Annotated in this window: 23 protein-coding genes; 9 read left to right on the top strand and 14 right to left on the bottom strand. The window is 71.6% G+C overall.

Annotation, left to right across the window (positions count from 1 at the left end; genetic code table 11):
- Window positions 1-68: 68 nt before the first annotated feature.
- The gene (locus FLL47_RS28840; protein ID WP_144124293.1) at window positions 69-596 is read right to left on the bottom strand and encodes a GNAT family N-acetyltransferase; all 528 of its coding nucleotides are present in this window, start codon (window positions 594-596) and stop codon (window positions 69-71) included.
- Between the two features lie 170 nt (window positions 597-766).
- Between FLL47_RS28840 and FLL47_RS28835 the strand changes: the two genes are divergently transcribed.
- Both FLL47_RS28835 and FLL47_RS28830 read left to right on the top strand, forming a co-directional pair.
- Entirely contained in the window at window positions 767-1,222 is a 456-nt protein-coding gene (locus FLL47_RS28835; protein ID WP_222106248.1) for a MarR family transcriptional regulator, read from the top strand.
- An 89-nt stretch (window positions 1,223-1,311) separates the two neighbouring features.
- Window positions 1,312-1,872, top strand: coding sequence for an NADPH-dependent FMN reductase (locus tag FLL47_RS28830; RefSeq protein WP_144124290.1), 561 nt, complete (start codon window positions 1,312-1,314; stop codon window positions 1,870-1,872).
- Between the two features lie 153 nt (window positions 1,873-2,025).
- On the opposite strand, the gene FLL47_RS28825 is transcribed toward FLL47_RS28830, so the two are convergent.
- From FLL47_RS28825 to FLL47_RS43155, 3 genes are all read right to left on the bottom strand, one after another.
- On the bottom strand, window positions 2,026-2,373 hold the full coding sequence (locus FLL47_RS28825) for a DoxX family protein (RefSeq protein WP_144124287.1): 348 nt from the start codon (window positions 2,371-2,373) through the stop codon (window positions 2,026-2,028).
- 250 nt (window positions 2,374-2,623) lie between these two features.
- On the bottom strand, window positions 2,624-5,365 hold the full coding sequence (locus tag FLL47_RS28820; protein ID WP_246158796.1) for a helix-turn-helix transcriptional regulator: 2,742 nt from the start codon (window positions 5,363-5,365) through the stop codon (window positions 2,624-2,626).
- Window positions 5,366-5,437: 72 nt separating this feature from the next.
- Window positions 5,438-5,584, bottom strand: a complete 147-nt coding sequence (locus FLL47_RS43155) for a hypothetical protein (RefSeq protein WP_186315961.1) — start codon at window positions 5,582-5,584, stop codon at window positions 5,438-5,440.
- Window positions 5,585-5,950: 366 nt separating this feature from the next.
- On the opposite strand from FLL47_RS43155, the gene FLL47_RS28815 reads away from it, so the two are divergent.
- The 6 genes from FLL47_RS28815 (at window position 5,951) to FLL47_RS28790 (ending at window position 11,160) form a co-directional block, all read left to right on the top strand.
- The gene (locus FLL47_RS28815) at window positions 5,951-6,955 is read left to right on the top strand and encodes an ABC transporter substrate-binding protein (protein WP_144124284.1); all 1,005 of its coding nucleotides are present in this window, start codon (window positions 5,951-5,953) and stop codon (window positions 6,953-6,955) included.
- A gap of 10 nt (window positions 6,956-6,965) precedes the next feature.
- Window positions 6,966-7,994, top strand: a complete 1,029-nt coding sequence (locus FLL47_RS28810; RefSeq protein ID WP_144124281.1) for a FecCD family ABC transporter permease — start codon at window positions 6,966-6,968, stop codon at window positions 7,992-7,994.
- Between the two features lies 1 nt (window position 7,995).
- Window positions 7,996-9,054: a FecCD family ABC transporter permease gene (locus tag FLL47_RS28805; protein WP_144124278.1), complete on the top strand. Its 1,059-nt coding sequence runs from the start codon at window positions 7,996-7,998 to the stop codon at window positions 9,052-9,054.
- Window positions 9,051-9,827 (top strand): ABC transporter ATP-binding protein, encoded by a 777-nt coding sequence (locus tag FLL47_RS28800; RefSeq protein ID WP_144124275.1) that lies wholly within the window; start codon window positions 9,051-9,053, stop codon window positions 9,825-9,827. The genes FLL47_RS28805 and FLL47_RS28800 overlap by 4 nt, the downstream gene beginning before the upstream one ends.
- A 72-nt stretch (window positions 9,828-9,899) precedes the next feature.
- Window positions 9,900-10,610, top strand: a complete 711-nt coding sequence (locus tag FLL47_RS28795; RefSeq protein WP_186315960.1) for a DUF998 domain-containing protein — start codon at window positions 9,900-9,902, stop codon at window positions 10,608-10,610.
- Window positions 10,611-10,674: 64 nt separating this feature from the next.
- Window positions 10,675-11,160 carry a hypothetical protein gene (locus tag FLL47_RS28790; protein ID WP_144124269.1) on the top strand — a complete coding sequence of 162 codons (486 nt, stop codon included), beginning with the start codon at window positions 10,675-10,677 and terminating at the stop codon, window positions 11,158-11,160.
- A gap of 127 nt (window positions 11,161-11,287) precedes the next feature.
- Here the strand turns inward: FLL47_RS28790 and FLL47_RS28785 are convergent, their stop codons facing one another.
- The 9 genes from FLL47_RS28785 to FLL47_RS28745 all read right to left on the bottom strand — a co-directional run bounded on the left by FLL47_RS28785 (window position 11,288) and on the right by FLL47_RS28745 (window position 20,670).
- A complete protein-coding gene (locus FLL47_RS28785; RefSeq protein WP_222106247.1) occupies window positions 11,288-11,647 on the bottom strand; it encodes a DoxX family protein in 360 nt (119 codons plus the stop codon).
- Window positions 11,648-11,708: 61 nt separating this feature from the next.
- Window positions 11,709-13,649 (bottom strand): asparagine synthase (glutamine-hydrolyzing), encoded by a 1,941-nt coding sequence (gene asnB, locus FLL47_RS28780; RefSeq protein WP_144124264.1) that lies wholly within the window; start codon window positions 13,647-13,649, stop codon window positions 11,709-11,711.
- A 377-nt stretch (window positions 13,650-14,026) separates the two neighbouring features.
- Window positions 14,027-14,500 (bottom strand): alpha/beta fold hydrolase, encoded by a 474-nt coding sequence (locus tag FLL47_RS28775; protein WP_144124262.1) that lies wholly within the window; start codon window positions 14,498-14,500, stop codon window positions 14,027-14,029.
- A gap of 24 nt (window positions 14,501-14,524) precedes the next feature.
- Complete coding sequence (locus FLL47_RS28770; RefSeq protein ID WP_144124260.1) at window positions 14,525-14,854, bottom strand: alpha/beta fold hydrolase; 330 nt, start codon at window positions 14,852-14,854, stop codon at window positions 14,525-14,527.
- A gap of 171 nt (window positions 14,855-15,025) precedes the next feature.
- Window positions 15,026-15,583 carry a DUF5994 family protein gene (locus tag FLL47_RS28765; protein WP_144124258.1) on the bottom strand — a complete coding sequence of 186 codons (558 nt, stop codon included), beginning with the start codon at window positions 15,581-15,583 and terminating at the stop codon, window positions 15,026-15,028.
- Window positions 15,584-15,889: 306 nt separating this feature from the next.
- On the bottom strand, window positions 15,890-17,362 hold the full coding sequence (locus FLL47_RS28760; protein ID WP_246158791.1) for a glycoside hydrolase family 130 protein: 1,473 nt from the start codon (window positions 17,360-17,362) through the stop codon (window positions 15,890-15,892).
- Window positions 17,359-18,369 carry a glycosyltransferase gene (locus FLL47_RS28755; RefSeq protein ID WP_144124256.1) on the bottom strand — a complete coding sequence of 337 codons (1,011 nt, stop codon included), beginning with the start codon at window positions 18,367-18,369 and terminating at the stop codon, window positions 17,359-17,361. The genes FLL47_RS28760 and FLL47_RS28755 overlap by 4 nt, the downstream gene beginning before the upstream one ends.
- Window positions 18,366-19,511 carry a glycosyltransferase gene (locus FLL47_RS28750; protein WP_342780357.1) on the bottom strand — a complete coding sequence of 382 codons (1,146 nt, stop codon included), beginning with the start codon at window positions 19,509-19,511 and terminating at the stop codon, window positions 18,366-18,368. The genes FLL47_RS28755 and FLL47_RS28750 overlap by 4 nt, the downstream gene beginning before the upstream one ends.
- A gap of 157 nt (window positions 19,512-19,668) precedes the next feature.
- Complete coding sequence (locus FLL47_RS28745) at window positions 19,669-20,670, bottom strand: glycosyltransferase family 4 protein (protein ID WP_144124251.1); 1,002 nt, start codon at window positions 20,668-20,670, stop codon at window positions 19,669-19,671.
- 193 nt (window positions 20,671-20,863) lie between these two features.
- Here FLL47_RS28745 and FLL47_RS28740 point away from each other — a divergent pair, with 193 nt between their 5' ends.
- On the top strand, window positions 20,864-21,124 hold the full coding sequence (locus FLL47_RS28740) for a hypothetical protein (RefSeq protein ID WP_144124249.1): 261 nt from the start codon (window positions 20,864-20,866) through the stop codon (window positions 21,122-21,124).
- Window positions 21,125-21,256: 132 nt separating this feature from the next.
- On the opposite strand, the gene mhpA is transcribed toward FLL47_RS28740, so the two are convergent.
- Complete coding sequence (mhpA, locus tag FLL47_RS28735; RefSeq protein WP_246158789.1) at window positions 21,257-22,882, bottom strand: bifunctional 3-(3-hydroxy-phenyl)propionate/3-hydroxycinnamic acid hydroxylase MhpA; 1,626 nt, start codon at window positions 22,880-22,882, stop codon at window positions 21,257-21,259.
- Between the last annotated feature and the right edge of the window lie 195 nt (window positions 22,883-23,077).

The following is a 23,077-nucleotide window of genomic DNA, read 5'->3' as shown; positions in this document are numbered from 1 at the left end:
GAAAACATCGACGGAGGTGTGTTGTCAAGAGCGGTGTCCCTGACCTGCGGCGCGCCGCAGCGGCCGGCTCAGCGGTCGGCGTACTGCTGCCGGCTGATCGCGTAGAACCTGGTCGGCTCGCCGTCACCGGCGTCCCTGCCCGGCTGCTCGACCATGCCCAGCTTGCCGGCAACCCGGATGGAGGCGTGGTTGTCCGGGTCGATGGTCGCTGCGATCTCGTCCAGCGACGAGATTTCGAAGACGTGGCCCAGCATCGCCCGGCCCGCCTCCGTGGCGTAGCCGCCGCCCCAGAACCGCTGGTGGAAGACGTAGACCAGCTCGTCGAAGTTGCGATCACCGGCCCGGACCACGCCGCAGTAGCCGACGAAGTCGCCCGAGGACCGCTCGAACACCGCGGACGTGCCGTAGCCCCGTTCGGCGTACCGGCGCTCGCACACCTCGATCCAGTAGGCGACGTCGGCCCGGTCGAGGGTCGAGCCGTCGCCGACGTACCGCATCACCGCCGGGTCGGCGCACAGCGCGGCGAAGTCGTCGAGATCGTGGGGTTGAAAATGGCGCACCGTCAGCCGTTCGGTGCGGAACATGTCCTCGGTCACGGGCGCGACCTTACGGTGATCGTTTCGCGTGCGCGACCGGTTTGCCCGCGGCGGTGCCGGTGCCGCCGCCAGTGTGCCCCGACTCGCGGAACCGGTCGGACTTGACCTCAAGTGATCTTTAACTTCTAGCGTGGTCCGTATCCGTCCAGCCAATCGACAGGAACGGCATCGTGGTCATGAAGGACTATTCCCCCCAGGAGCTCGCCACCCAGCCCATCGGCTACTGGAGCGGCGAGGCATACCGGCGCGTCGTCGGACGTATCCGGGCGGAGCTGGCCGTGGAAGATCTCACCCAGCCGCACTGGTGGACGTTGAACCACGTCGCCGGCTCGCCCGGAAAATGGGACCGCGCCGCACTCGCGCAACGCCTGGCCCCGTTCGACGACCTCGACACCGACTTTGAAGCGGTGTTCGACGACCTGGCCGCCCGCGGGTGGATGAGGCAGGATGCCGCGCGGCTGACACTGACCGACGCGGGGCAGGCCGGGCTGGTGCGGGCGCGAGACCGCAATGCCGAGGCGCACGCCCAGATGCACGAAGGCATCAGCACTGCCGAATACGTCGCGGCGCTCAACGTACTGCGCCGCATGATCGACAATCTGGGCGGCAGCAGCGACCTCCCCTGAACGACCCGCCCGCATCGATCGCTTCGGCAGCCGACGGACCGCAGGTCGGCAGCAGCCGCCCTCGCGCTCAGACTTTCTCAGGAGAACACGTGCCCAACACCCAGGTGAGGCTTGCCGTCGTCATCGGCAGCGTCCGTCCCGAACGATTCGGCCCGACGGTGGCCGACTGGTTCGTCGGTGAGACACAGCACCGCAACGACGTCCGGGTTGATCTGGTCGACCTGGCAGCCGACCCGACCGGCTCGCCGCCGACCACGGAATCGTCCGGTCTCACGCACCGGCTCGACGCCGCGGATGCGTTCGTCGTGGTGACCCCGGAATACAACCACAGCTATCCGGCCGCGCTGAAGAACATGATTGACTCGCATGGCCGGGAGTTCCACGCCAAGCCCGTCGCGTTCGTGTCGTACGGCGGTCTCTCCGGCGGCCTGCGGGCCGTGGAGCACCTGCGCCCTGTCTTCGCGGAACTGCACGCCGTCACCACCCGGGACACGGTCAGCTTCCACGCCGCGTGGAAGCAGTTCGACGGCGCCGGACGGCTGAAAGACCCGGCAGCAGCCGCCGCCGCGGCGAGCAGACTGCTCGACCAGGTGACGTGGTGGGCGCGAGCGTTGCAAGCCGCGAAGGCGACCTCTCCGTACCCCGCCTGACGAGGTCACCATGGCCCACGCGGCCGTCCCGGTTCATCCGGGACGGCCGCGGCAACCAGTGGATCATCAGGTTCCGGTCGGCGTTGCTACAGTGCCTGAGCCCGAGCCGCAGGCCGAATCGCCTCGCGTCGGCGCCCGCCTCGGCGGCCCTGATCAGGCCGTGGAGGCCAGGACCAGCGAGGCGACGACCGGGCCCAGGTAGAGCAGCGGGAACGGGACGTGGGCGTACGACCTGGCGCGCAGCACGGTGATCACCGCGCCGGTGAAGTAGCCCACCAGCCCGATGCCCGCCAGCACGCCGACCACCGGGACGAACAGTCCGACCAGCAGGCCCAGTGCGCCCGCGGCCTTGGCCGCACCGAGCCAGGTCCACCAGGAACGGGGCACGCCGTAGTCGGCCAGCGGCTCGACGACCCACTTGGCCCCGGCGAAGACGGACGCGGCCGAGAAACCGACCCATGCGGCGGCCAGGACGGTGACGACGGTGTACGTGGTGGACATCAGATGTGCTCCTCAGCGTGCTGTCAGGTGCCTCTCACCGGTATGACTCGGCCCGTCGCCGGTATGTGACAGCCCGGCCGGATCTCTTTCGGACACCCGACCCGCCGCGCTGGATCGGCCGACTTGCCTGGCATCTGTGCGTATCTTCGACACGCATTCGCCCGTTTGCCTGGCAAGTCGAGCGATCTTGGGCACGGCACGGCACGGCACGGCGCGGCGCGTTGCGGTGCCGCGGGGCCGGGCGGGGTGGTCAGCGGGTGAGGGCGGTGGTGACCTCGGTGCGGGAGGCGACACCGAGCTTGCGCAGGATGCTCGACACGTGCACGGCCGCGGTCTTCGGCGAGATGTACAGCCGCCGGGCCAGCTCCGCGTTGGTCAGGCCGTCGGCGACCAGCAGCGCCACTTCCCGCTCGCGGGTCGTCAACGCGGCGACGCCGGATACCGTCTGGCGGCCGTCGGCGGGAGCCAGGCCCAACTGCGCCCGCAGCTGCCCGAGCTGCTCCACCCGCCAGCCGGTCCAGCGGCGCAGCAGCTCCCCGGCGCGCTCGACGCTGCCCGCCGCCTCGGCGTCGCGGCCCAGCGCCAGCAGGCAGCGGGCCGCGCCGAGGTGGGCGGTGCCGCGTACGGCCAGGGCCAGCATCGGCGACTCCGCGACCGAACGGTAGCCGTCCAGCGCCGCCGAGTCCTGCCCGCACACCTCGGCGAGCTGCGCCTCGACCAGCGCCCGCCAGTGGTCCCAGACCTGCCCGTCGAGCAGTTCGGAGGCGAGCTGCCGCAGCCGGGGCAGCGGCAGCCCGACGTACAGCGCCGCGGACAGCAGGTCATGCGCCTGCTCGCCGCTGCGCCACGCCTGGCGGCGCAGCCCGTCGAGCACCTGGTCGAGCAGCTTGTCGGCCCCGTCGAGGTCGCCGCGGCGGCAGGCCAGGTGGAAGCCGAGGCCGTCGAGCACCATCGGGTCGACTTTCTCGATGCCCGACAGGTCGGTGATCAGCCGTTGCACCCGGTCGAGGGTGCCCGATTCCAGGCACAGGCCGGCGAGGAACACCGCGTGGAAGTCGGCGCGGCGGCCGGAGTGGAGATAGCCGCGGTCGCGGGCGCGGCCCTCGTCGAGCGCGCCGATCGCGGCCTGCAGGTCGCCTTCGCGCATGGCCAGCCGGGCCAGACCCTGGAAGTATGCCGCGACGGCCAGCGACTCGAACCCGGCCCGCTCGGCGTCGCCGCGCATCCGTTCCAGCAGCTCGGCCTGCTCGGTCAGCGAGGACGTCTGGGGCATGTTGACCAGTCGGTTCAGCGCCCGCGCGGCCAGCACCCACTCACCGAGCTTCTCGGCCTCGTCGACGAGCCCGGACAGCGTCGCCCGGCCCTCCTCGGACCGGTCGGGGTGCCCGGTCAGCACGATGCCCTTCTCGACCAGGGCGGCCAGCCGGATCTGCGGCAGCTCGAACTCGGCCGCCAGGGCGAGGGCCCGGTCGGCCCATTCCAGGGCCTCGTCGTCGTGGTCGCGCAGCATCGCCGACTGCGCCACGGCGGTCATCGCCCGTGCCTTGTCCGCGCCGGGCGGCAGCTGGGCGATGAGTCGCTCGATGTCGGCGGTGACCCGCTCCAGCCACGGCTCGTCGTCGGTCTCCCACGCGAGCCGGATCAGCAGGTAGAGCGCGTCGGCGCGGTCGGCGGGCCCGCCGGCCAGGTCGCGCCAGCGCTGGGCGTAGCCGGCGGCGTCGCCGAGCAGCCCGGCCAGCCACGCCGCGCGGGCCGCGGCCGACAGCAGGGTCAGGTCTTCGGGGTCTTCGGCCATGCCCATCTCGGCCAACTGCAACGCCTGGTACGCCGACCCGATGGCCAGGTACAGCACCGCGCCGCGGCGGGCCGCGGACACCATGTCGGCGTACCGGCCGGCGGCCTGCGCGTGATGGGCGATCAGGGCCGGGTCGGCGTCGCCGCCGTCGAGCAGCGCCTCCAGGGCGCTCTCGTGCAGGCGGCGGCGCTGGCGGCCGAGCATCTGCCCGGTGATGGCCTCGCGCACCAGCGCGTGCCGGAAACTGAACTCGTCCTCGCCGGCCTCCACCAGCACCCCGCGCACCACCAGGTCGCGCAGGACGCCGATCAGCTCGTCCTCGCCGGCGCCGGTAACCGTCGCCAGCAGGTCGAACGGGGCCCGGCGGCCCAGCACCGCGGCGGCCTCGACCACCCGCTGCGCGTCGGCGTCGAGGCTGGCCACCTGGCGGCGCAGCACCTCGGCGAGGCTCCACGGCAGCGGCTGCTCGACCAGCGCGTCCAGGTCGTCGGGCTGGCATGAGCCGAGCAGTTCCTCGAGGAAGAACGGGTTGCCGCCGGTGCGGTGATACAGCGCGGCGGCGGTGCGGTACGACACCGGCTTGCCGGTGACCGTGGCCAGCAGGGCCGCCGTCTCCGCCTCGGTCAGCCGCTCCAGCCGCAGGTGCGCCACGGCGTGCCGGCGCTCCATCCGCTCCAGCAGCGACGCCAGCGGATGCCGGCTGCTGACCTCGTCCGGCCGGTACGTGCCGATGAGCAGGCGGGGGCCGTCGGTGTCGGCCAGGCGCTCGAACAGCGCGGCACTCTCCGAGTCGGCCCAGTGCAGGTCCTCGAACACGATCACCGACGGGTCGTCGCCGACCAGGTCGGCAACTAGTGCCAGCCCGGTGTGCAGACGCTCGACGGGGCTGCGGCGCGCGTCGGTGAGCGCAGCGAGCTGGTCGGCGTCGACCCGGGCGCCGTCGGTGCCGTCGATCGCGTCCAGCAGCAGCTCGTACGGCCGGGCCAGGGAGTCGGGTTCGGCCTGGCCGACCAGCACCACGGCCTGCTCGGGAAGGGTCGGCAGCAGCTCCCGGACCAGCCGGGTCTTGCCGATGCCGGGCTCGCCGCCGACGAACACCACCGCCGGCCGACGTGACGCCACGAGCTGCGTCAACTGCCGCAGCTCACGGTCACGCCCGACCATCGTCGAGCTCACCCCACCTCGCTGACTTCCCACGCGCGACAGCGTACCGGCGCAGACGGACAGGCCCGGGGCCCCTTTCGGGCTCCCGGGCCTGTGTGCTCGCTCTCATCGGTGTACGCGGTCACGCGTCTTGCCGCCCGACCGGCGGTGCCGCAGCACGCGTGCCGCGATCCGCTCCCGGGCGGCCTCGTCGATGAGCTCCTTGTGATGCATCTTGGCGAGATCGAAGTAGAACTCCGGTGATCCGAACATCGCAGACTCCTCAGTCCGTGCGTTGTCTTGCCGACAACATCGATGTTCGGCTCGCGCGGGCAGTCCTCCATCCGCAGTGATGGCGTATCTTCGCCGGCCGCGCTCTCCTAGGCACGCGTCCGGGCGGCCTAGGCATACCTAGACGACACCGGCGGGTCCCCGCAGCGCATCGAAGATGTCGAATACTCCCACCTCGCGCGACGATCAGAAGTGCGGGAGCGCGGTGTCGCGTTCGGACTGGGCGAGGAGAGGGCGATTTAGCGGGTGGTGACGTGGATCACCTCTAGGCTTCCCGGTGCTTGCAACCGCGGTTAGCCTTACCTAACTTTAGGCAACCCTTTCTTCAGTGAGAACGGAAACCTCCTCATGCGCATCTGGCGCCCGATCGTTGCCGCAGCGGCACTGAGCCTGACGCTCGCCGCCTGCGCATCGACCGATACTCCTGCCACGACCCCCACCTCGGCCGGCCCGTGGCAGTTCACCAACGGCAACGGCGAGGTCGTCAAGGCTGACAAGACGCCGACCCGGATCATCGCGCACGCCGGTGAGGCCGCCGCGCTCATGTCCTTCGGCATCAAGCCGGTCGGCGTCTACGCCGACGAGTCGGTCAAGACCGACCCCAACCTCAAGGGCCTCGACCTCACCGGTATCGAGATCCTCGGCGAGGAGTGGGGCAAGATCGACGTCGAGAAGGCCGCGGCACTGAGGCCGGACCTGATCGTCGGCGACTACTGGCCCGCCGAGAAGGCCCACAGCGGCCTCGAGGAAGGCGTCGACGAGAAGAGCAAGAAGCTCAAGGAGCTCGCCCCGGTCGTCGGCGTCTCGCAGGGCAAGTCGATCGTCGACCTGGCCGAGGGCTACGAGGCCCTCGCCAAGAGCCTCGGCGCCAAGGTGGACGCCCCGGAGATCGCCGCATCGAAGAAGAAGTTCGAGGACGCCGTCACCGCGTTCAAGGCCGCCGTCGCGACCAAGCCCAACCTGACCGTGCTGGCCATGTCCCCGGCCGACGACAAGGTCTACGTCGCCAACCCCGAGTTCGCGCCGGAGCTGCTGGACTTCCAGAAGTGGGGCCTGAAGGTCGTCAACCCCGACAAGCCCGACCCCGGTTTCCCGTACTGGGAGAACCTCAGCTGGGAGAACGCCGACAAGTACCAGCCCGACCTGATCCTGTGGGACGGCCGCTCCTACACCGCCACCGCCAACACCGAGTGGGGCAAGAAGCAGCCGACCTGGTTCTCGATCAAGGCCGCCAAGGCCGGCGCCGTCGTCTCCTGGCCCGCGTACTGGCTGCACACCTACGGCAACTTCGCCATCGAGTTGGACAAGCTCACCACGGCGATCAAGGCCGCGGACGAGAACGTCGGCAGCTGATCCTCCGCACATGAGCAGCTCAACAGTGCGAGCACGGCGAGCTCTGGCCCTCGGGCCCGGGCTCGCCGTGCTCGGCGTGATCCTCGCCCTGGTCGCCTTCCTCAGCATCACCCTCGGCTCGCGGGACATCGGCCTGGCCGACGTGCTGCGCGCCCTGGTCGGGCTCGACGGCGACGGCTCCATCGAGCACACCGTCACCGTCGACATGCGCGTGCCGCGCACCCTGCTCGGCATCGGCGTCGGCGCGGCCCTCGGCGTCGCCGGCGCGGTCCTGCAGGGCGTCACCCGCAACCCGCTGGCCGACACCGGCATCATGGGCGTCAACTCCGGTGCGGCCGCTTTCGTGGTCCTGGCCATCACCGTGCTCGGGGTGCGCGGCGTCGGCGTCTACATCTGGTTCGCGTTCGCCGGCGCCATCCTGGCGACCCTGCTCGTCTACGCGATCGCGTCCCTGGGCCGGGAAGGCGCCACCCCCGTGAAGCTCGCCCTGGCCGGGGCGGCCGTCACCGCGGGCATGGGCTCGCTCACCACCGGCATCGTCATGACCAACGTCGACGCCCTCCACGAGCTGAGGTTCTGGCAGGTCGGCTCACTCGCCGGGCGATACGCGCCGATCCTCACCGGCGTCGCACCGTTCCTGATCATCGGCCTCGTCGCGTCACTGGCCTGCGGCCGGGCACTCAACGGCCTGGCCCTCGGCGAGGACACCGCCCGCGGCCTCGGCCAGCGCGTCGGCCTCACCCGCGCCGCAGCGTTCGCGATCGTCGCCGTGCTCGCCGGCGCCGCGACCGCCGCCTGCGGCCCCATCGTGTTCGTCGGCCTGATCGTGCCACACCTGGCCCGGTTCATCTGCGGGCCCGACTACCGCTGGATCCTGCCCTACTCGATGCTGCTGTCACCGATCGTGCTGCTGCTCGCCGACATCGTCGGCCGGGTCGTCGCCCGCCCCGGAGAACTGCAGGTAGGCGTCGTACTCGGCGTCCTGGGCGCGCCGGTCTTCATCGGCATCGTCCGCTACGCCAGGTTGTCGGAGGCATGACATGACGGCTACCGCCACCCGAACCAGCGCCGCCACCGCGGCCACGCTGCGCGCCACCCGCCGCCACCGCGCCGTGCGCGCCTTCACCGCGACGACCGGCCTCACCGCCGCCGTAGCGGCCCTGTTCGTGCTGACCATGATGGTCGGCAGCTTCCGGCTCACCGCCGGTGAGGTCATCACCTCCGTGCTGCACCTGGCCGACACCCCCAGCGTCGACTTCGTCGTACGCGGCCTGCGGCTGCCGACCGCGCTGTCGGCGCTGACCGTCGGCCTGGCCCTCGGCGCGTCCGGCACCGTGTTCCAGCAGCTGCTGCGCAATCCGCTCGCATCACCGGACTTCGTCGGGATCACCGCCGGTGCGAGCCTGGCCGCCGTCAGCGGAATCGTGTTGGCCCAGGTGGGCGGACTGGCCGTCTGCGCGCTGGCACTCGGCGGCGCGGTCGCCGCCGCCTTGATCATGTACCTACTGGCCTGGCGTGACGGCATCAGCGGCTACCGCTTGATACTCATCGGCATCGGCATAGCCGTGTTCTTCGAGGGCCTCACCGGCTACATGCTCATCAAGGCGGAGCTATTCGAGGCCCGGCAGGCCATGCACTGGCTCACCGGCTCGGTCGGGCAGGCCAGCGACGACGAGCTGAAACTGCTCGGCGGCGCACTCGTCGTCCTGCTGCCGCTGGCCGTGATCCTGTCGCGCAAGCTGCGCGTCCTCGAACTCGGCGACGACACCGCCCGGGCACTGGGCTCACGCGTCGAGCTCACCCGCGCCGCGCTGCTGGCCACCGCGGTGCTGCTCGTCGCGCTGGCGGTCTCGGTTGCCGGGCCGATCGTGTTCGTCGCGCTGGTCGCCGGCCCGATCGCCAACCGGCTGCTCGGCCCCGCGACCGGCGGCATCGCCGCCGCGGCCCTGGTCGGCGCGGTCCTGTTGCTCAGCGCCGACCTCGTCGCCGTTCACCTGCTGCCCACCCCGCTGCCGACCGGTGTCGTCACCGGTGCCGTCGGCGCACCGTACCTGCTGTGGCTGCTCGCCACGACCAACCGAAAAGGAGCAGGCGGATGAGCCGACTGCGCGCCGAGGGCCTCACCCTCGGCTACGACGCCGAACCCATCGTCCGCGACCTCGACGTCACCGTACTCGACGGCAAGGTGACCGCGATCGTCGGCGCCAATGCCTGCGGCAAGTCCACGCTCCTGCGCGGCCTGGCCCGGCTGCTGCGCCCGCGCGAAGGCAACGTGCTGCTCGATGGCAGAGCCATGGCCGACCTCAGCACCCTGGAGGTCGCCAAGGTGCTCGGGCTGCTGCCGCAGGCCCCGGTCGCTCCCGACGGCATCACCGTCGCCGACCTCGTCTCCCGCGGCCGCTACCCGCACCAGGGCTGGTTCCGCACCTGGAACGACCGCGACCACGACGCGGTCGCCCGTGCCCTCGACGCCACCGACACCGCCGACCTGGTGAACCGCCCGCTGCGGCAGCTGTCCGGCGGCCAGCGCCAGCGGGTCTGGATCGCGATGGCCCTGGCCCAGGACACCGACCTGCTGCTGCTGGACGAGCCCACCACGTTCCTGGACATCAATCACCAGGTGGAGCTGCTTCGTCTGCTGCGCACCCTGAACGCGCAGGCCGGCAAGACGATCGTCGCGGTACTGCACGACATCAACCTCGCCAGCCGCTACTGCGACCACATCGTTGCGATGGCCGACGGGGCCATCGTCGCCGAAGGCGCACCGCGCGACGTCATCACCGCGGAGCTGATCGAGAAGGTGTTCGGCCTGGCCTGCGTGATCGTGCCCGATCCGGTGGCCGGTACGCCGATCATCGTGCCGGCCGAGTAGCCGGGCAGGCGCCCGTGGTGGCGACGACATGTCTGCGAGATGCGTGCCGGATCCGCGGAGGTAGGGTGGATCATGATTTTGGACAGATCCCGATGGTCGGCGGGGCTCGCCGTCGTCCTCGCGGTCGCGGGCACCGCCGCGGTGATGTACGCGCTCGGCGTGCTGCCCGAGCCGTGGACGCGGGGTTACGTCAGCGAGGGCGGTGTGGCCTCCAGCCCACGTGACGGGATCTACCGGGCCGGGATCGTGGCCCTGGCCGGCTCGCTGGCCCTGCTCGGGGTGGCGCTGCGGCGGCTGGTGCCGTACGTGTTCACGATGCTGGTCACCGCGAGCGTCTTCGGCGCGGTCTCGTCGGCGGTGTCGTGTACGCCCGGGTGCCCGCTGCCGCCCTACGAGCCGTCGACGGCGCCGGATCTGGTGCACGCCGGTGCGAGCGTGTTCGCTGTCGGGCTGGCGGTGCTGGCGATGGGTGCGGTGGCACTGATCTCGTTGCAGCCGGTGCTTCGGCGTACCGCGCGGGTGTTCTTCGGGGTGACCTTGCCTTTGGTGTTGTTGCTGGTGTTCGGTCTGCTGGCGATCGGCCGGGGGTTGTTCACGAGTGTGCTGGAGCGGGTGGCGCTGGCGCCGGTGGTGCTCTGGGTCGTGGCGACCGGCGTGCTGCTGTGCCGCGGGCCCTTCACGGTCGCCTCACCTGCGACACAGATCGCGGAGCGGCCGAAGACGGTCTCCGGGGTGGCGCGGGCCAACGGCAGGGACGCAGCAGATCGGGCCACGGCCGGATAGCCGACAGATCCGGGTGCGGTTCCCCTCTCGCGGCAGATCATCGGTCTACTGCACTATGTCGACCGTGGACATTCTTGGACCGGTGCTCGGATTCCTCGGCGGCGCGCTGGCCGTCGGGCTCGGCTTCCTGCAGTGGCGGCGCACCGAGCGCAACCGTCGTACGCGGGAGTTGAGCCAGCGCAGCGCGGGTGTGATCGAGGAGCTGCAGACACGGCTGCGCCAGCTGCAGATCCTGTCCCGCGGCGGGGCGATCTCGGCGGAGGCGCTGGGCGAGCAGACCCGGCATCTCAACATCTTCCTGATCGAGAAGCGCAGCGTGCTGGATGCGGAGATCGAGACGGCCGCCCGCGACTACCTCGCCGCCCTGGGCGACATCCACCGCGAGATCGCCGACGAGGGTACCGCCACGCAGGACGACTGGGCGAACACGCTGGCCCGTCCGCAGAGCGAGACCGAGGCGCTGCGTCACGCCGTCGAGCGGATGGAGGCGGCCGAGACCGCGCTGACCGGGCGCCTGCACCGGGCCTGGGAGAACATGCCCGCCGCCTGACCGTGGACGGTGCGCGTGGTGGCGGCGGGATTTCGGCACGGCGGTGCCGCCGCACCGCGCGGGTGCCGAGGGCCGGCCGAGGTGCGCGCCGCACCGGCAGCCGGCAGCCGGGGCACCGGCTGCCGGGCTAGGCCAGGAAGCTGTAGCTCACCGTGGCGACGCTGATGGCGAGCATGCCCGCGGCGTTGACGAAGAGGTTGCGACCGAAGTCGCGGGCTGCGACGTGCATGGCGATCGCCACGATGAAGTATGCGATCAGGGCCGCGCAGGTCAGCGCCCCGAGCAGCGGCACCCATACTCCTGCGACCAGCCCCGCGGCGGCGCCGAACTTGAGCGGCGGCAGCAGCCGCCACAGCCGGCGCGGCCAGCGCACGGCCTCGAGGCACTCGGCGACGAAACGCGCCGGCTTGACGCACAGCACCCCGTCGACCACCTGGATCAACGCGAGGACGACCACCGGCCAGGCCGGGTCGGGCAGCGTGGACACGGATGCCTCCGATATCGACCGGGATGAAGGGCGCGAACGGCTGTCGGTGCAGTGCTGCTGATCATGAGCGGGCGAGGCGGGACGCGGCGTGCACAGCGCCGCCGCTGAAGGGATCCATTGTGCCGCTGACGAAGACGGCATGCCACAGGCAGAAGATCAGGACAGTCCAGATCTTCCGCGAGTGGTCGGCCTCGCCGGCCCGGTGCGCCCGCAGCAGACCGTCCACGTATGGCAGGTTGACCAGCCCGCCGGCACCTGACGTGTGCAGGACATGACGGGCCCACTCGAACATCGGGCCGGCCAGCCAGACCCGGGTCGGTGTGGGGAAGCCCATCTTCGGCCGGTCGACGATGGCCGCCGGCACGATCCGGCGCAGCGCCTGCCGCAGGGCGTATTTCGTGACGGACGGGCAGTGCCGGGGCAGCTTGAGTTCGAGCGGGATGCGGCTGGCCACCGCGAACACCTCCTTGTCCAGAAACGGCACGCGCAACTCCAGGGAATGGGCCATGGACATGCGATCGGCCTTGGTCAGGATGTCGCCGGGCAGCCACGTGTTGAGGTCGATGAACTGCATGGCCGTCGAGTCGTCCAGGCCGGCCGCGGTCGCCTGCTCGTACAGCGGCGCGGTGATGTCGGTGAACCGCACCGCGCTGTCGCCGCGTGGCAGCAGCCGAGCCAGCTCGCCGTCGTCGGAGAAGATCCGGGCGTTGCCGTTGAACCGCTCGCGTAGCGGCTTGGTTCCCCGCTCCAGGAAACCGCGTCCCTTGACCCCTTCGGGCACGGCCCGGGAGACCGCCCGCAGGCCGCGCCGCAGGGGGTCCGGCAGGCTGGTCAGCGGCCGCAGCGACAGGGGTTCGCGGTAGATGGCATAGCCGCCGAACAGCTCGTCCGCGCCTTCTCCGGACAGCACCACGGTGACGTGCTGAGCTGCCGACCTGGCCAGGAAGTAGAGCGGCACCAGCGACGGGTCGGCCACCGGGTCGTCCAGGTGCCACACGATGCGCGGCAGTGCCGCCATCACCTCCTCGGCGGTGACGACGGTCGGGATGCTGCGCACCCCCAGGGCCTGCGCGGATTCGCGCGCGACGTCCGTCTCGGAGTATCCGGCGATGTCGAAGCCCACGGTGAAGGTGCTCAGGTCCGGATGGGTTTCGCGGGCCAGCGCCACGATGGCGGTGGAGTCGATGCCGCTGGACAGGAAGGCGCCGACCGGCACGTCCGAGCGCAGGTGCATGCGGACACTGTCGCGCAGCGCGTCGGCGATCTGCTCGTAGAGCCGTTGCGGAGCCGGTTCGGCCGCCGGCGCGAACTGCGGCCGCACATAGCGGCGCCGGCGGATGCCCTGGGCCGGTGTCCAGGTGAAGCACTCCGCCGCGGCCAGCCGTTCCACGCCGACGTCGAGGGTGCGCGGCTCCGGCACGTACTGATACGTCATGAAGTACTTGAGGCTGGCCGGGTCGATGCGCTCCGGCGCGGCGGCGGTGCGGTCCAGGAACGGCAGCAGGGCCTTCTTCTCGCTGGCCAGGTAGAGCCCGGTCGGGTCCTGCATCAGGTACATCGGCTTGATGCCGAACTGGTCCCGGGCACCGAAAGCCTGTCTGGCCTGCCGATCCCAGATCACGAAGGCGTACATGCCGCGGAGGCGGTCCAGCACCGTCTCGCCCCAGTAGTGGTAGCCGGCCACGATGACCTCGGCGTCACCGTCGGTGCTGAACTCGGCTCCGCAGTCGCGCTGCAGTTCCTCGCGCAGCTCCAGGTAGTTGTAGATCTCACCGTTGAAGGTGAGCACATAACGGTCGTCGCGGTAGTACAGCGGTTCGTGGGACCCGGCCAGGTCGATGACGGCGAGTCGTTTGTGGCCGAACACCGCATCGCCGTCGATGAGCACCACGCCGGTGTCGTCCGGACCGCGGTGGTGCAGTCCGCGCAGCGAAGCCGCGATCATGTCGACACACGTGCCGGCGGTTCCGTCCGAACTGAAGTGAGCCAAGATTCCGCACATCGTGCTGTCCCCGTTCCCTCGGTGGCCGTGCCTGCGGCCGCTCCGAAGCGCAGACGTGCTACCTCTGCGGCGTCGGTGCGGCGGTGGTCACGGGCCCGCCGGTCCCTGCTCGACAAGCACGCGTTCCGCCTCCGTCTGCGCGTGCCGCACAAAAGCACCGAACTCGGTCGGCGCTTGCATCACTTGCCTTGTAACGGAAGTTTCGCCGTCGAAGGTTGCATGACCGACGCGATTCCTGCCGCGTCCGCAGGTGACAGCCCGGCACGTCGACAGCGCGCGCCGGTGCCTGATCGGTGCTCCGTCAGCAGGCCAGGGGACAGCACGCGTGGCGTCGAGCCGAGGTTTCGCGGGTCGCTGGTGCCGTGGAGTGATGGGGGTCAGGCGTTGAGCGGGGAGCCGGCCAGGAACCTGGAGACGGGCCGGACGAACTCGTCGTGGGCGATGGTGGGGGCGTCGTGAGCCCCGCCCGGAATGATGATCGCCTGTCCGTGGGGGATCGCCTCGGCCAGCGCCCGGCAGTTCTCGGCGAAGTACTCCGGGCTGCGGGCACCGGCGGCGAGCAGGACCTCGGCGGTGATAGCGGCGTAGTCGCCGGGCGGCCCGTCGTGGTCGCGGATGCGGCGGATCTCCGGAGCCACGGTGGGCAGCAGGTCCGCCATGGCGCGCCTGCCCGGTCGACGCAGCAGTGCCCGATTGAGCCGCAGCGCCATCGCGAACGGCAGCTTGGCCGCCGGCCCGTCGGGATGCGTCGCCCGCTCCAGCACGGTCAGCGCACGGGCGGTGTCACCGGCGCGCAGGGCCTGCTCGAACGGGTCGAGGAAGTCCGCCGCGGGCCGGCCGAGGACGGACATGCTCGGGTCGTATACCGCGACGCGTTACAGGGGCAGGCTCAGCGCCGCGCGCAGGGCGAGGAAGCCGCCGCTGCCGTGCCCGAGCACGCTGCGGGAGCCGGTGTGCTTGAGCACGGCGGACAGGTCGGCGAGGTCGGTCGCGACGGTCTCGGTGCCGTCCAGCGGGGCCGCGTCCGGCAGGCCGCGGCGGTGGTAGAGATGCACCGTGAACCGGTGCTCCAGCGCCTCTGCCAGCCGGTGGTAGTGCTGCTGCGGGACACCGCCGCCGTGCAGGACGACGATGCCCGGCCCGGTGCCGGTGGTGTGCACCGTGATCGGCGCGTCGTCGCCTGACGTGATCGTGTCGACCCGCATCGAGCCTCCTTCAGTGGCGAACCGTGATCGCAATGCTAGGACGCGTGCGATGCCCAGATCGGTTCAGCCCTGCGGGCCGTGCGGCGGCGGACGTGACGCGAGGAGCCGCCGGAGGGCCGCTTTCGACGGCGGTCCGGCGGCGGCCTGCAGGTGCCGCCCGAGTCGGCGTGCCTACGCTCCGGCGTTCGCGGCACCGGCCGGGACCGGTGCTGCTGTGTTGCGGCCACCACCGTCGACCGGTGCGCCGACCCGACTGGTGCCTGCGGGGTCGGGTGCGGTCAGCGCGGCGATGATGTCGGCGGCGTGCGTGAGATCGGCCGGGTCGGCGGCTGCGGCCAGTGCCCGCTCGGCCGCGGCGGTCGGGGTCGACGGCGGCACCACGAGCAGGTCCAGTTGCTCGTCTCGGGCCGTGAGGGCGATCGCCAGCGCGGGGTCCTGGGTCGCGAACCATCCGATGCGCACCACCTGCGAGCCGACGGTGAGACGCCGGATGTGATCCGGCCACGTGGCGTCGTTGAGCATGAGATGGCGGATCGGGCCATACCGCTGAGACAGTGCTGTGACCAGGGCGGGCAGTTCCACGGCCGGGTTCCAGGAGCGCGGCCACCAGCCTCCGTCGAGAACCGCTCGGTCGGCCCGGCGGGGCGTGAGAGACACCCTGGCCGGGGGTGTGCCGGCGCGGGTGGTGGGGATTTCGGCGAGTTTGTCGGTGTCGGAGATGTTGCGCATGATCGACCGTCCTCTACTGATTTGCCATGTTGCATGGTCGACGGACGGCCGGTCTGCGATACCCGTTCCGGTCGATCGTCCATGCCGAATCCGTCGATCGATGTCGACCTCATCAGCGGCGCCTGCACTGAAGCGATGGCGGCCACCGGGGTCCGGAGCGGCAATTTCAGCCTACGCCCTCCGGGCGGTGCTCAGACCTGCCGCGGGGCGGCGATCTCGCACCTCACCTCGGCGACCCGCCGGCAGCGGCGGTGCGCGGGCCGGCAGGCCGGTTCGCGAAGGCGGCCACCGGGTCCGTCGACCTGGTCACGCCTCTCGCATGGCGTCGAGGAGGCCGGCGACGCCGACGGTGGCGAAACCCACCCGCGCGTCGCTCGCGCCGTAGGGCATCCACAGGGTGCCCTGGTGCAGCAGCCCGCCGCAGGAGTAGACGACGTTGGGGACGTATCCGTCGCGGTCGCCCGCCGCCGGAGCCAGCAGCACCCCCGGCAGCTCCGCGATGATCCGTTCCGGCCGGTGCAGTTCCAGCAGGATCGCCCCGATGGCGTACTGCCGCATGGGTCCCACGCCGTGCGTGAGCACCAGCCAGCCGGCGTCGGTCTCCAGCGGCGAGCCGCAGTTGCCGACCTGGATCAGGCTCCAGGTGCGTCCGGGCCGCAGCAGCGGCACGGGTTCACCCCAGCGGTTGTCGCCGTCGAGGGTGGTCAGGCCGAGGGTCTCGCCGTCGGACCGGCAGAGGGCCACGTGACGGCCCTCGATCGTGCGGGGGAACAGCGCCACCCCCTTGTTGCGGGCACCGGGCCCGCGCATCGGCGTCACCTCGAAGCGGGTGAGGTCGGCGCTGCCGAGCATCCGCGAGGCGATCTGCCGTCCGTCGTAGGCGGTGTAGGTCGCCCGGTAGGCCGGCTCGCCGTTCTCGTCGCTGACCTTGACGAAGCGGGCGTCCTCCATGCCGTTGCTCTCCGCCGGGTTGTTCGGCCACAGCACCCGCCGGCTGAGCGGCACCTGCGCCGGGAAGACGACCGAGTAGCTGTCGGCGATGGTGCGGCGTAGCTGTTCCACCGTGCGCTGCGCGGTGGCCCTGTGCAGCAGGTCGGGCGGGATCCGGGTGAGCGTCTGCTCGAACTGCTGGTCGTCGAAGCGTTCCGGCAGCAGTCCCAGGACCGTCGCGGAGACCTCGTCGTCGTACGCCTCCTCGTCCAGCCCGGCGGCAAGCAGGTCGCGCCGGTGCACCGCACTGGCGCGCGCCCCGACTACCAGCGAGCCGGACCGCGGCGTCAGGGTCAGGTCCCTGCCGGGTCCGAGGACGGCGGTCGCGAACCCGATGGACGACAGGTGGCCCTCGCCGATCTGCCGCAGGCTGACGGCCACGCGTAGCTGCCCGTCGGACAGTCCGGACTGGTCGGGGTGTTCCACCATGGACGGGTTGCACAGGGCCGCGCCCTCGACGGCGTACTCGTGGCTGAAGAACGCGCCGATGAGCGTCCGCATCGTGGGCGGCAGTTCACGGTCGGAGCTCACCCGGTGCCGGACCAGGTCGAAGTGGTGGCGGAAGGTGGCCGCGAGCTCGTCATGCCGGCTGCCGAAGCTGTGCATGACCTCGTCCAGCAGGCGCGCGGCGGCCTCGTCGTCGAGCGCGGTGACCCGTTCGACGAGGCCGGAGGCCCGGGTGCGCGCCATCACGGCGTCCTCACCGGGCACGAACAGTTTCACGATGACTCGCCGCGGGTCGGGTTCCAGCGTCACTTCATGCCTGACGGCGAGCTCGGCGGCCGTCACGCCGGCACCGTCGTCCGCGCGTGCTGCAACGTGGACAGCAATGCCAAGGTGGACTCCGCGCCCTGGTTGAGGTTGGGCCCGTACGCCGTCAGACCGTCGTAGCCGCCGCCGGTGCTCACGTCCCACATGACCGCGGCGGCGTCGTTGGCGCCGAGGAACCAGGCGACGGTCCGATCCAGGTCGGCATTCCAGGACGGGTCCCTGGTCACCGCTGCGGCGGTGGCGAACGCGTCGGCGAGCGCGGCGACCTCGATGGGCTGCTGGTCCCGGTCGGCCCGCTGCTCGCCGCGGGCCCAGCCACCGGCCGGCACGACGCGCAGGCCGTGCGGGCCGGTCTGGACGTCACGCAGCCAGGTGAGCAGACGCAGGCCGGTGTCCAGGGCGGTGTCGTCGCCGCGCGCCGCTGCGTCGGCGATGACGACCTCCGCGAGCGCGGCGTTGGCGTACGTCAGCCGGGGCAGGGGCCATGGCCAGTCCGGGTCCGGTCCGGGTGGGCCCACCGCGGTGGCGGCGTCGGCCAGCAGCGCGGCCGCGTCGACGTCACCCGGGTCGGCGCGCAGCACCTCGGCTGCGCCCAGTCCGGCGAACGCCATGGCGTGTGGGTAGGCGGATCGCTGCGACGTGCCGAGCCGGAACGCGGTCAGCGCGGAGTCGCGTATCCACGCCGCCGGGTGACGTGCCGCCGCGGTGCCCAGGCCCCACAGCGCCCGTCCCCACCAGTCGCCGAGTCCGGCCTGGTCCTCCCAGCGCCGATCGTGGCGGAGCCGGTTGTGGAACGCCCCGGTCTTGGCCTGTGCGTGGTTGAGGAAGGTCAGGTAGCACTCGGACAGCCGGACGAGCTCCGCCGACGGATCGGCTTCGCGGCTGGTGACGACGAGCCCGCGGGCGACGTCGTCGGTGCAGTAGCCGTGCTCGCGGCGCACGACGGCGAGCCTGGCGTGCTCGAACAGGCCGGTGTCGTCGGTCAGCCGGATGAGGTGGGCGAAGTTCGGTGCGGGGACCTTCACGCAGCGGCCGCGATCAGGGCCCGGTCGCTGGTCAGCAGCCGCTGCGCGAGCGCGGCGTACCGGTCCGCGACGGCGGGCCACAGCATGGCGGTGCCGGGTGCACCGCCGAGGCGGGCGGCGTCGGGGCTGGTGAGGATCGTGCGGATGGCGTCGGCCATGGCCGAGGCGTCGCCGTGCGGCACCAGCAGGCCGGGGCCGTCGGTCAGCAGCTCGACGGCGTGCGGGAAGCGGGTCGCGACGACGGGCACGCCCGCGGCGACGGCTTCGATGAGCACACCGGAGGTGACCTGCTCCCGGGAGTCGTAGGGCAGCAGCACCACGTCGGCGGAGCGGATCAGGCGGCCCAGCGACGCGTCGTCGCGGTACACGGGGTCGAAGCGGACCGACTCGGCGATGCCGAGCACCCTTGTCAACTCGACCAGGCCGTCGCGGTACTGCTCGCCGTGTTGTTCGAGCACGCGCGGGTGGGTCTTGCCGGCGATCGTGTATACGGGTCGCTGCGGCAGGTTGCGGAGCCGGGCGAGGGCGCGCACGGCCCATTCGATGCCCTTGCCGGGCCCGAGCAGTCCCCAGGTGAGCAGGTGCGGTCGCGGGCCCTTGTCGGCCGGGGCGGCGGTGTGGTCGTGCGCCCCGTGCGGGATGACGGTGACCTTGCCGAGGTCGACGTCGTAGCCCGCGGCCAGTCGGTCCCGGGCGGTGGCGGTCATGACGACCACGGCGTCCGCGGCGCGCGCGATCTGTTCGAGCACGGTCTTCTGCCGGGCGGTGGGGGTGGCCAGTACGGTGTGCAGCACCACCATGCTCGGTACGGTGAGCTGCTGGAGCATCGGCACCACGTCGTGGCCGTCGGCGCCGGGGTAGATGCCGTACTCGTGCTGCACGACGGCCACGTCGAAGTGGTCGAGGGTCTTCGCGGCGAGCTGCCAGCCGTCGGCGTCGTCGGTCGACCAGGTGTGGACGACCTTGGGGTCCGCGGTGTCCGGTTCCCCGGCGGCGGTGACGCGCACGATGCCGCCGGGCATGCCGTCCGGGCACAGCGCGGTCGACAGGGCGGAGTTGAACGTGGCCAGTCCGCACGCGGTCGGCGGGTGGGTGCTGACAAAGCCGTAGCTGGTGGGCATCGATGGTGCCTTCCGGTTCATCGGCGCACTTCCTTCAGGAAAGGCGGCCTCACGCGGTGAAGGCGTCCGCTCGGCCTGCGTGTGCGGCGAGCGGTCCGGGTCTCCCAGGGCGTCGCCCGGGAACCACATTGCACCCTTGCGGGCGTCTCAGCACCTTGACGGTAGCAGTAAGCAGGTGTTAATCGACGATCGTGTGATAGAGACGTAGATAGTCGTCGACCATCCGGTCCGCGGAGAACCGTGCTCGGGCGTGGTCGCGGCAGCGCTGCCGGTCGATGTCGCCGATGCGGGACACGGCCGCCACCGCCTGGGCGACGCTGTGCACGAGGTGCCCGGTGACGCCCTCGTCGACCACTTCGGGCATCGAACCGCGGGCGTATGCCACCACGGGTGTGCCGCAGGCCATCGACTCCACGACGGCCAGCCCGAACGGCTCGGCGAAAGCGATCGGATGCAGCAGCGCCGCGGCGGACGACAGGATCTCGCCGCGCTGCTCGGGCCCGACCGAGCCCAGGTAGACGACCTGCTCGCCGTCGATGTGCGGCAGGATCTGCTCCTCGTGGTAGCGCTGGTCGGCCACGATGCCGCAGATGGTCAGCGGCAGCCCGGCCTGCCGGGCGATCTCGATCGCGGTCCGGGTGCCCTTGTCGGGGTGCACCCGGCCGAAGACGACCAGCCCGTGCCCGGGTGCGGAGCGGTACGGGAACCGGTCGAACGCGATGCCGTGGTGGATCGTCGCGACGTAGTCGAGGTCGGGGGAGCGGTCGGAGTCCGAGATGGACACGTATCGCGACCGGGCGCGGGCGTACGCGGGCAGGATGGCCGGGCCGGAGAAGCCGTGCACGGTGGTCAGCAGGGGTGCGCGGCACTGCTCGGAGAAGGCCAGCGGCAGCCAGTCCAGGTGGTTGTGGACGAGGTCGAACTCGGCCGATCTGCCGAACGCGTGCGCGACGTGCATCGCCTCCCAGACGCGGCCGTCCATGACCGGGTCCTCGGCGTAGCCGTGGGCGCACACGCCGTCGAGGGTCGCCGAGGTGAGCGAGTCGAGCGTGGCGAACAGGGTGACGTCCACCCCGCGAGCGGTCAGGCCCTCGGCGAGCAGGCTGGTGACCTGCTCCCACGGCCCGTAGTGGTGTGGCGGCGTACGCCAGGCCACGGGTCCGAGCAGGGCTACCTTCACACGTACCTGGTTCGCGACATGAGGCCCACCCTACGGGAGGAGCCGGGCCGGGTGGCACCATGATCAAGACTGGCGTGGTTCTGGTACGGGTGTCCGGCTGCACCGGCGGGTGGATCGTGAGTCCTCCGTCACCCCATCCGGGTCCGAAGTCGTATAAGGTAGGGGGCATATGGCTACTTATCGAAGTCCCGCAGTGCTGCTGTCCGCTGACGGCACCCGTACGTCCGGCACCGCCGCTCTTTTCTCCGAGCCTGGGCGCAAGGGTGGCCTCCGCCCGTGGGCGGGCGATTTCCGGGTCGCGACCGATGCGACCGGCGTAGAGATTCCGGTCGGCATGGCCCTGACGCTGGAGATGCCGGACGGCCGCTCCGGCAAGGTGATCGTCCAGAGCCGCAAGGGCGGATCGAAGAACACCGTCCTGGCGCTGCTCGGCGAGGACCAGGCTCCCTTCTGACCCCTCCGGCCACCGGAGGTTCATCAGCGCGGCGGGTGCCTCCGCCGCAGCGTCGAACCCGGTTGCGCCGTAGTTCGCGAAGACTTGACGTATGGCCGGGCGCCTGGAGCGCCCGGCCATACGTGCTGCCGCTCAGCCGACGCGCGGCGGTGACGCCGCCGTCCGGTTGCCCGCCCGCAGGGCACCGGCCAAGGTGCGGCCCAGCTCGGCCGCGGCGGAATCACCGGCCACGCCGTAGACGAACCGGTCGGGGCGCAGCACGGCCACACCCGCGCGGTGCCGGGCGAACCAAGCCGTCAGACGCCCGTCCACATCGGCCACCTCCCGGTAGTCCCCGTCCGTGATTGCCGGGGCCGTCCCGGCCGGGCAGACCCTGATGAAACGCACCGGCATGCCGTGCCAGCGCGGATCGGCGGCGACGGCCGGGCTCACCTCCGGCCCGATCAGCGCGAAGCCTCCGCCCAGCACGTCGTCCAGCGGCACCGGAAGCGCCGAGCCGGGGACCGCGACCCGGGGCTGGGGGAACATCGTCCCCGCCGGGCGGGCGCCGACATGCCAGCCGCGGCGGTGCACCGGCAGCGGCTTGAACTCGAAATGCCGCACGAAGCGGCGCACCCGCGGCACCAGCTGCACGCCGCGCAGCAGCAGGTCGCGCAGCTTCGCACCGGCCCGGCTGCGCGCCAGGAACACCCGCCCCACCCGTACCGTGATCGCCGCCATCTCCTCGGTGTGCGGGCGACGCTCCTGCTCGTACGTGTCGAGCAGGTCCGGCTCGGCGATCCCGGCCAGCACCAGGTCCAGCTTCCAGACCAGGTTGGCGGCGTCGCGCAGCCCGCTGCACAGCCCCTGGCCCATGAACGGCGGCATCTGGTGCGCGGCGTCGCCCAGCAGGAACACCCGCCCGGCCCGCCACCGGTCGGCGACCAGATGGTTGAACGTGTACACGGCAGCACGGCGGACCTGGAACCGAGCCGGGTCGACATACGGCGCGACCAGTTCCGCCACCGCCGCAGGGTGCTCCAGCCGCGCGGCGGTCTCCCCGGCCCGCAGCATGAACTCCAGCCGGTAGCCGCCGTCCGCGGCCGGGGACACGAACGCCGGCCGCCGCCAGTCGCACACGAACCGGGTCCGGTCCAGCCGCACCGCGTCGGCCGGCAGGTCACCGGAGACGGCCAGCCACGGCTCCTCGTACGTGGACCCGCGCAGCCCGATGCCCGCCAGCGCCCGGGTCGTGCTGCGCGCCCCGTCGCAGCCCAGCACGTACCGGGCGTGCACCTCCCGGGTCAGGCCGGTGCCGAGGTCGCGGATCCGGGCGGTCACGCCGCCGTCGCCGGGGTGCAGCGCCTCCAGCTCGACGCCCAGACGCAGCGCCACGTGCGGGAACCGGCCCAGGCCGGTACGCAGCGCGTGCTCCAGCCGGGGCTGGTCGAAGAACTGCAGCGGCGGGTGCCCGAGCCCGAAGTCGACCTCGGACAGCGCGATCTCGGCGAACGGCCGGCCCGCACCGTCGGTGTAGTCGACGACCGGCGCGCTGCGCATCCCGGCCGACACCTCGGCCAGCAGCCCTGCCTGCTGGTAGATGCGCAGCGCCTCGTCGTCGCAGGAAAAGGCGCGGGGCTGGCCGTGCGGTTCGCGGCTGCGCTCCACCACGAGGGTGCTGACACCACGCCGGCCGAGCAGGTTGGCGGTGAGCGCGCCGACCGGCCCGCACCCCACTATCAGCACGTCGACATCGATGGGGCTCGCTGGGGTGGACACGATGACTCCTTCACGTGGGGGATCGGTGCCCGTCCAGCGGACCATCCTGGCGTGGAGGCGGCATGGAGCCCGCGTGGAGGGCCCGCCTCCACGCGGCCGCCGTGCAGGTCGTCCCCGGACAGGTGCGGCGCGATCGGCCCGCGTGCAAGGTCACCGCCGGAGCGGTCCGGCGGGATCGGCCCGATGCGGAGCCGC

Source organism: Catellatospora sichuanensis, assembly GCF_007483665.1.
In the GTDB taxonomy this organism is placed as follows: Bacteria; Actinomycetota; Actinomycetes; order Mycobacteriales; family Micromonosporaceae; genus Catellatospora; species Catellatospora sichuanensis.
This window is presented reverse-complemented; position numbering and strand designations above follow the sequence as displayed.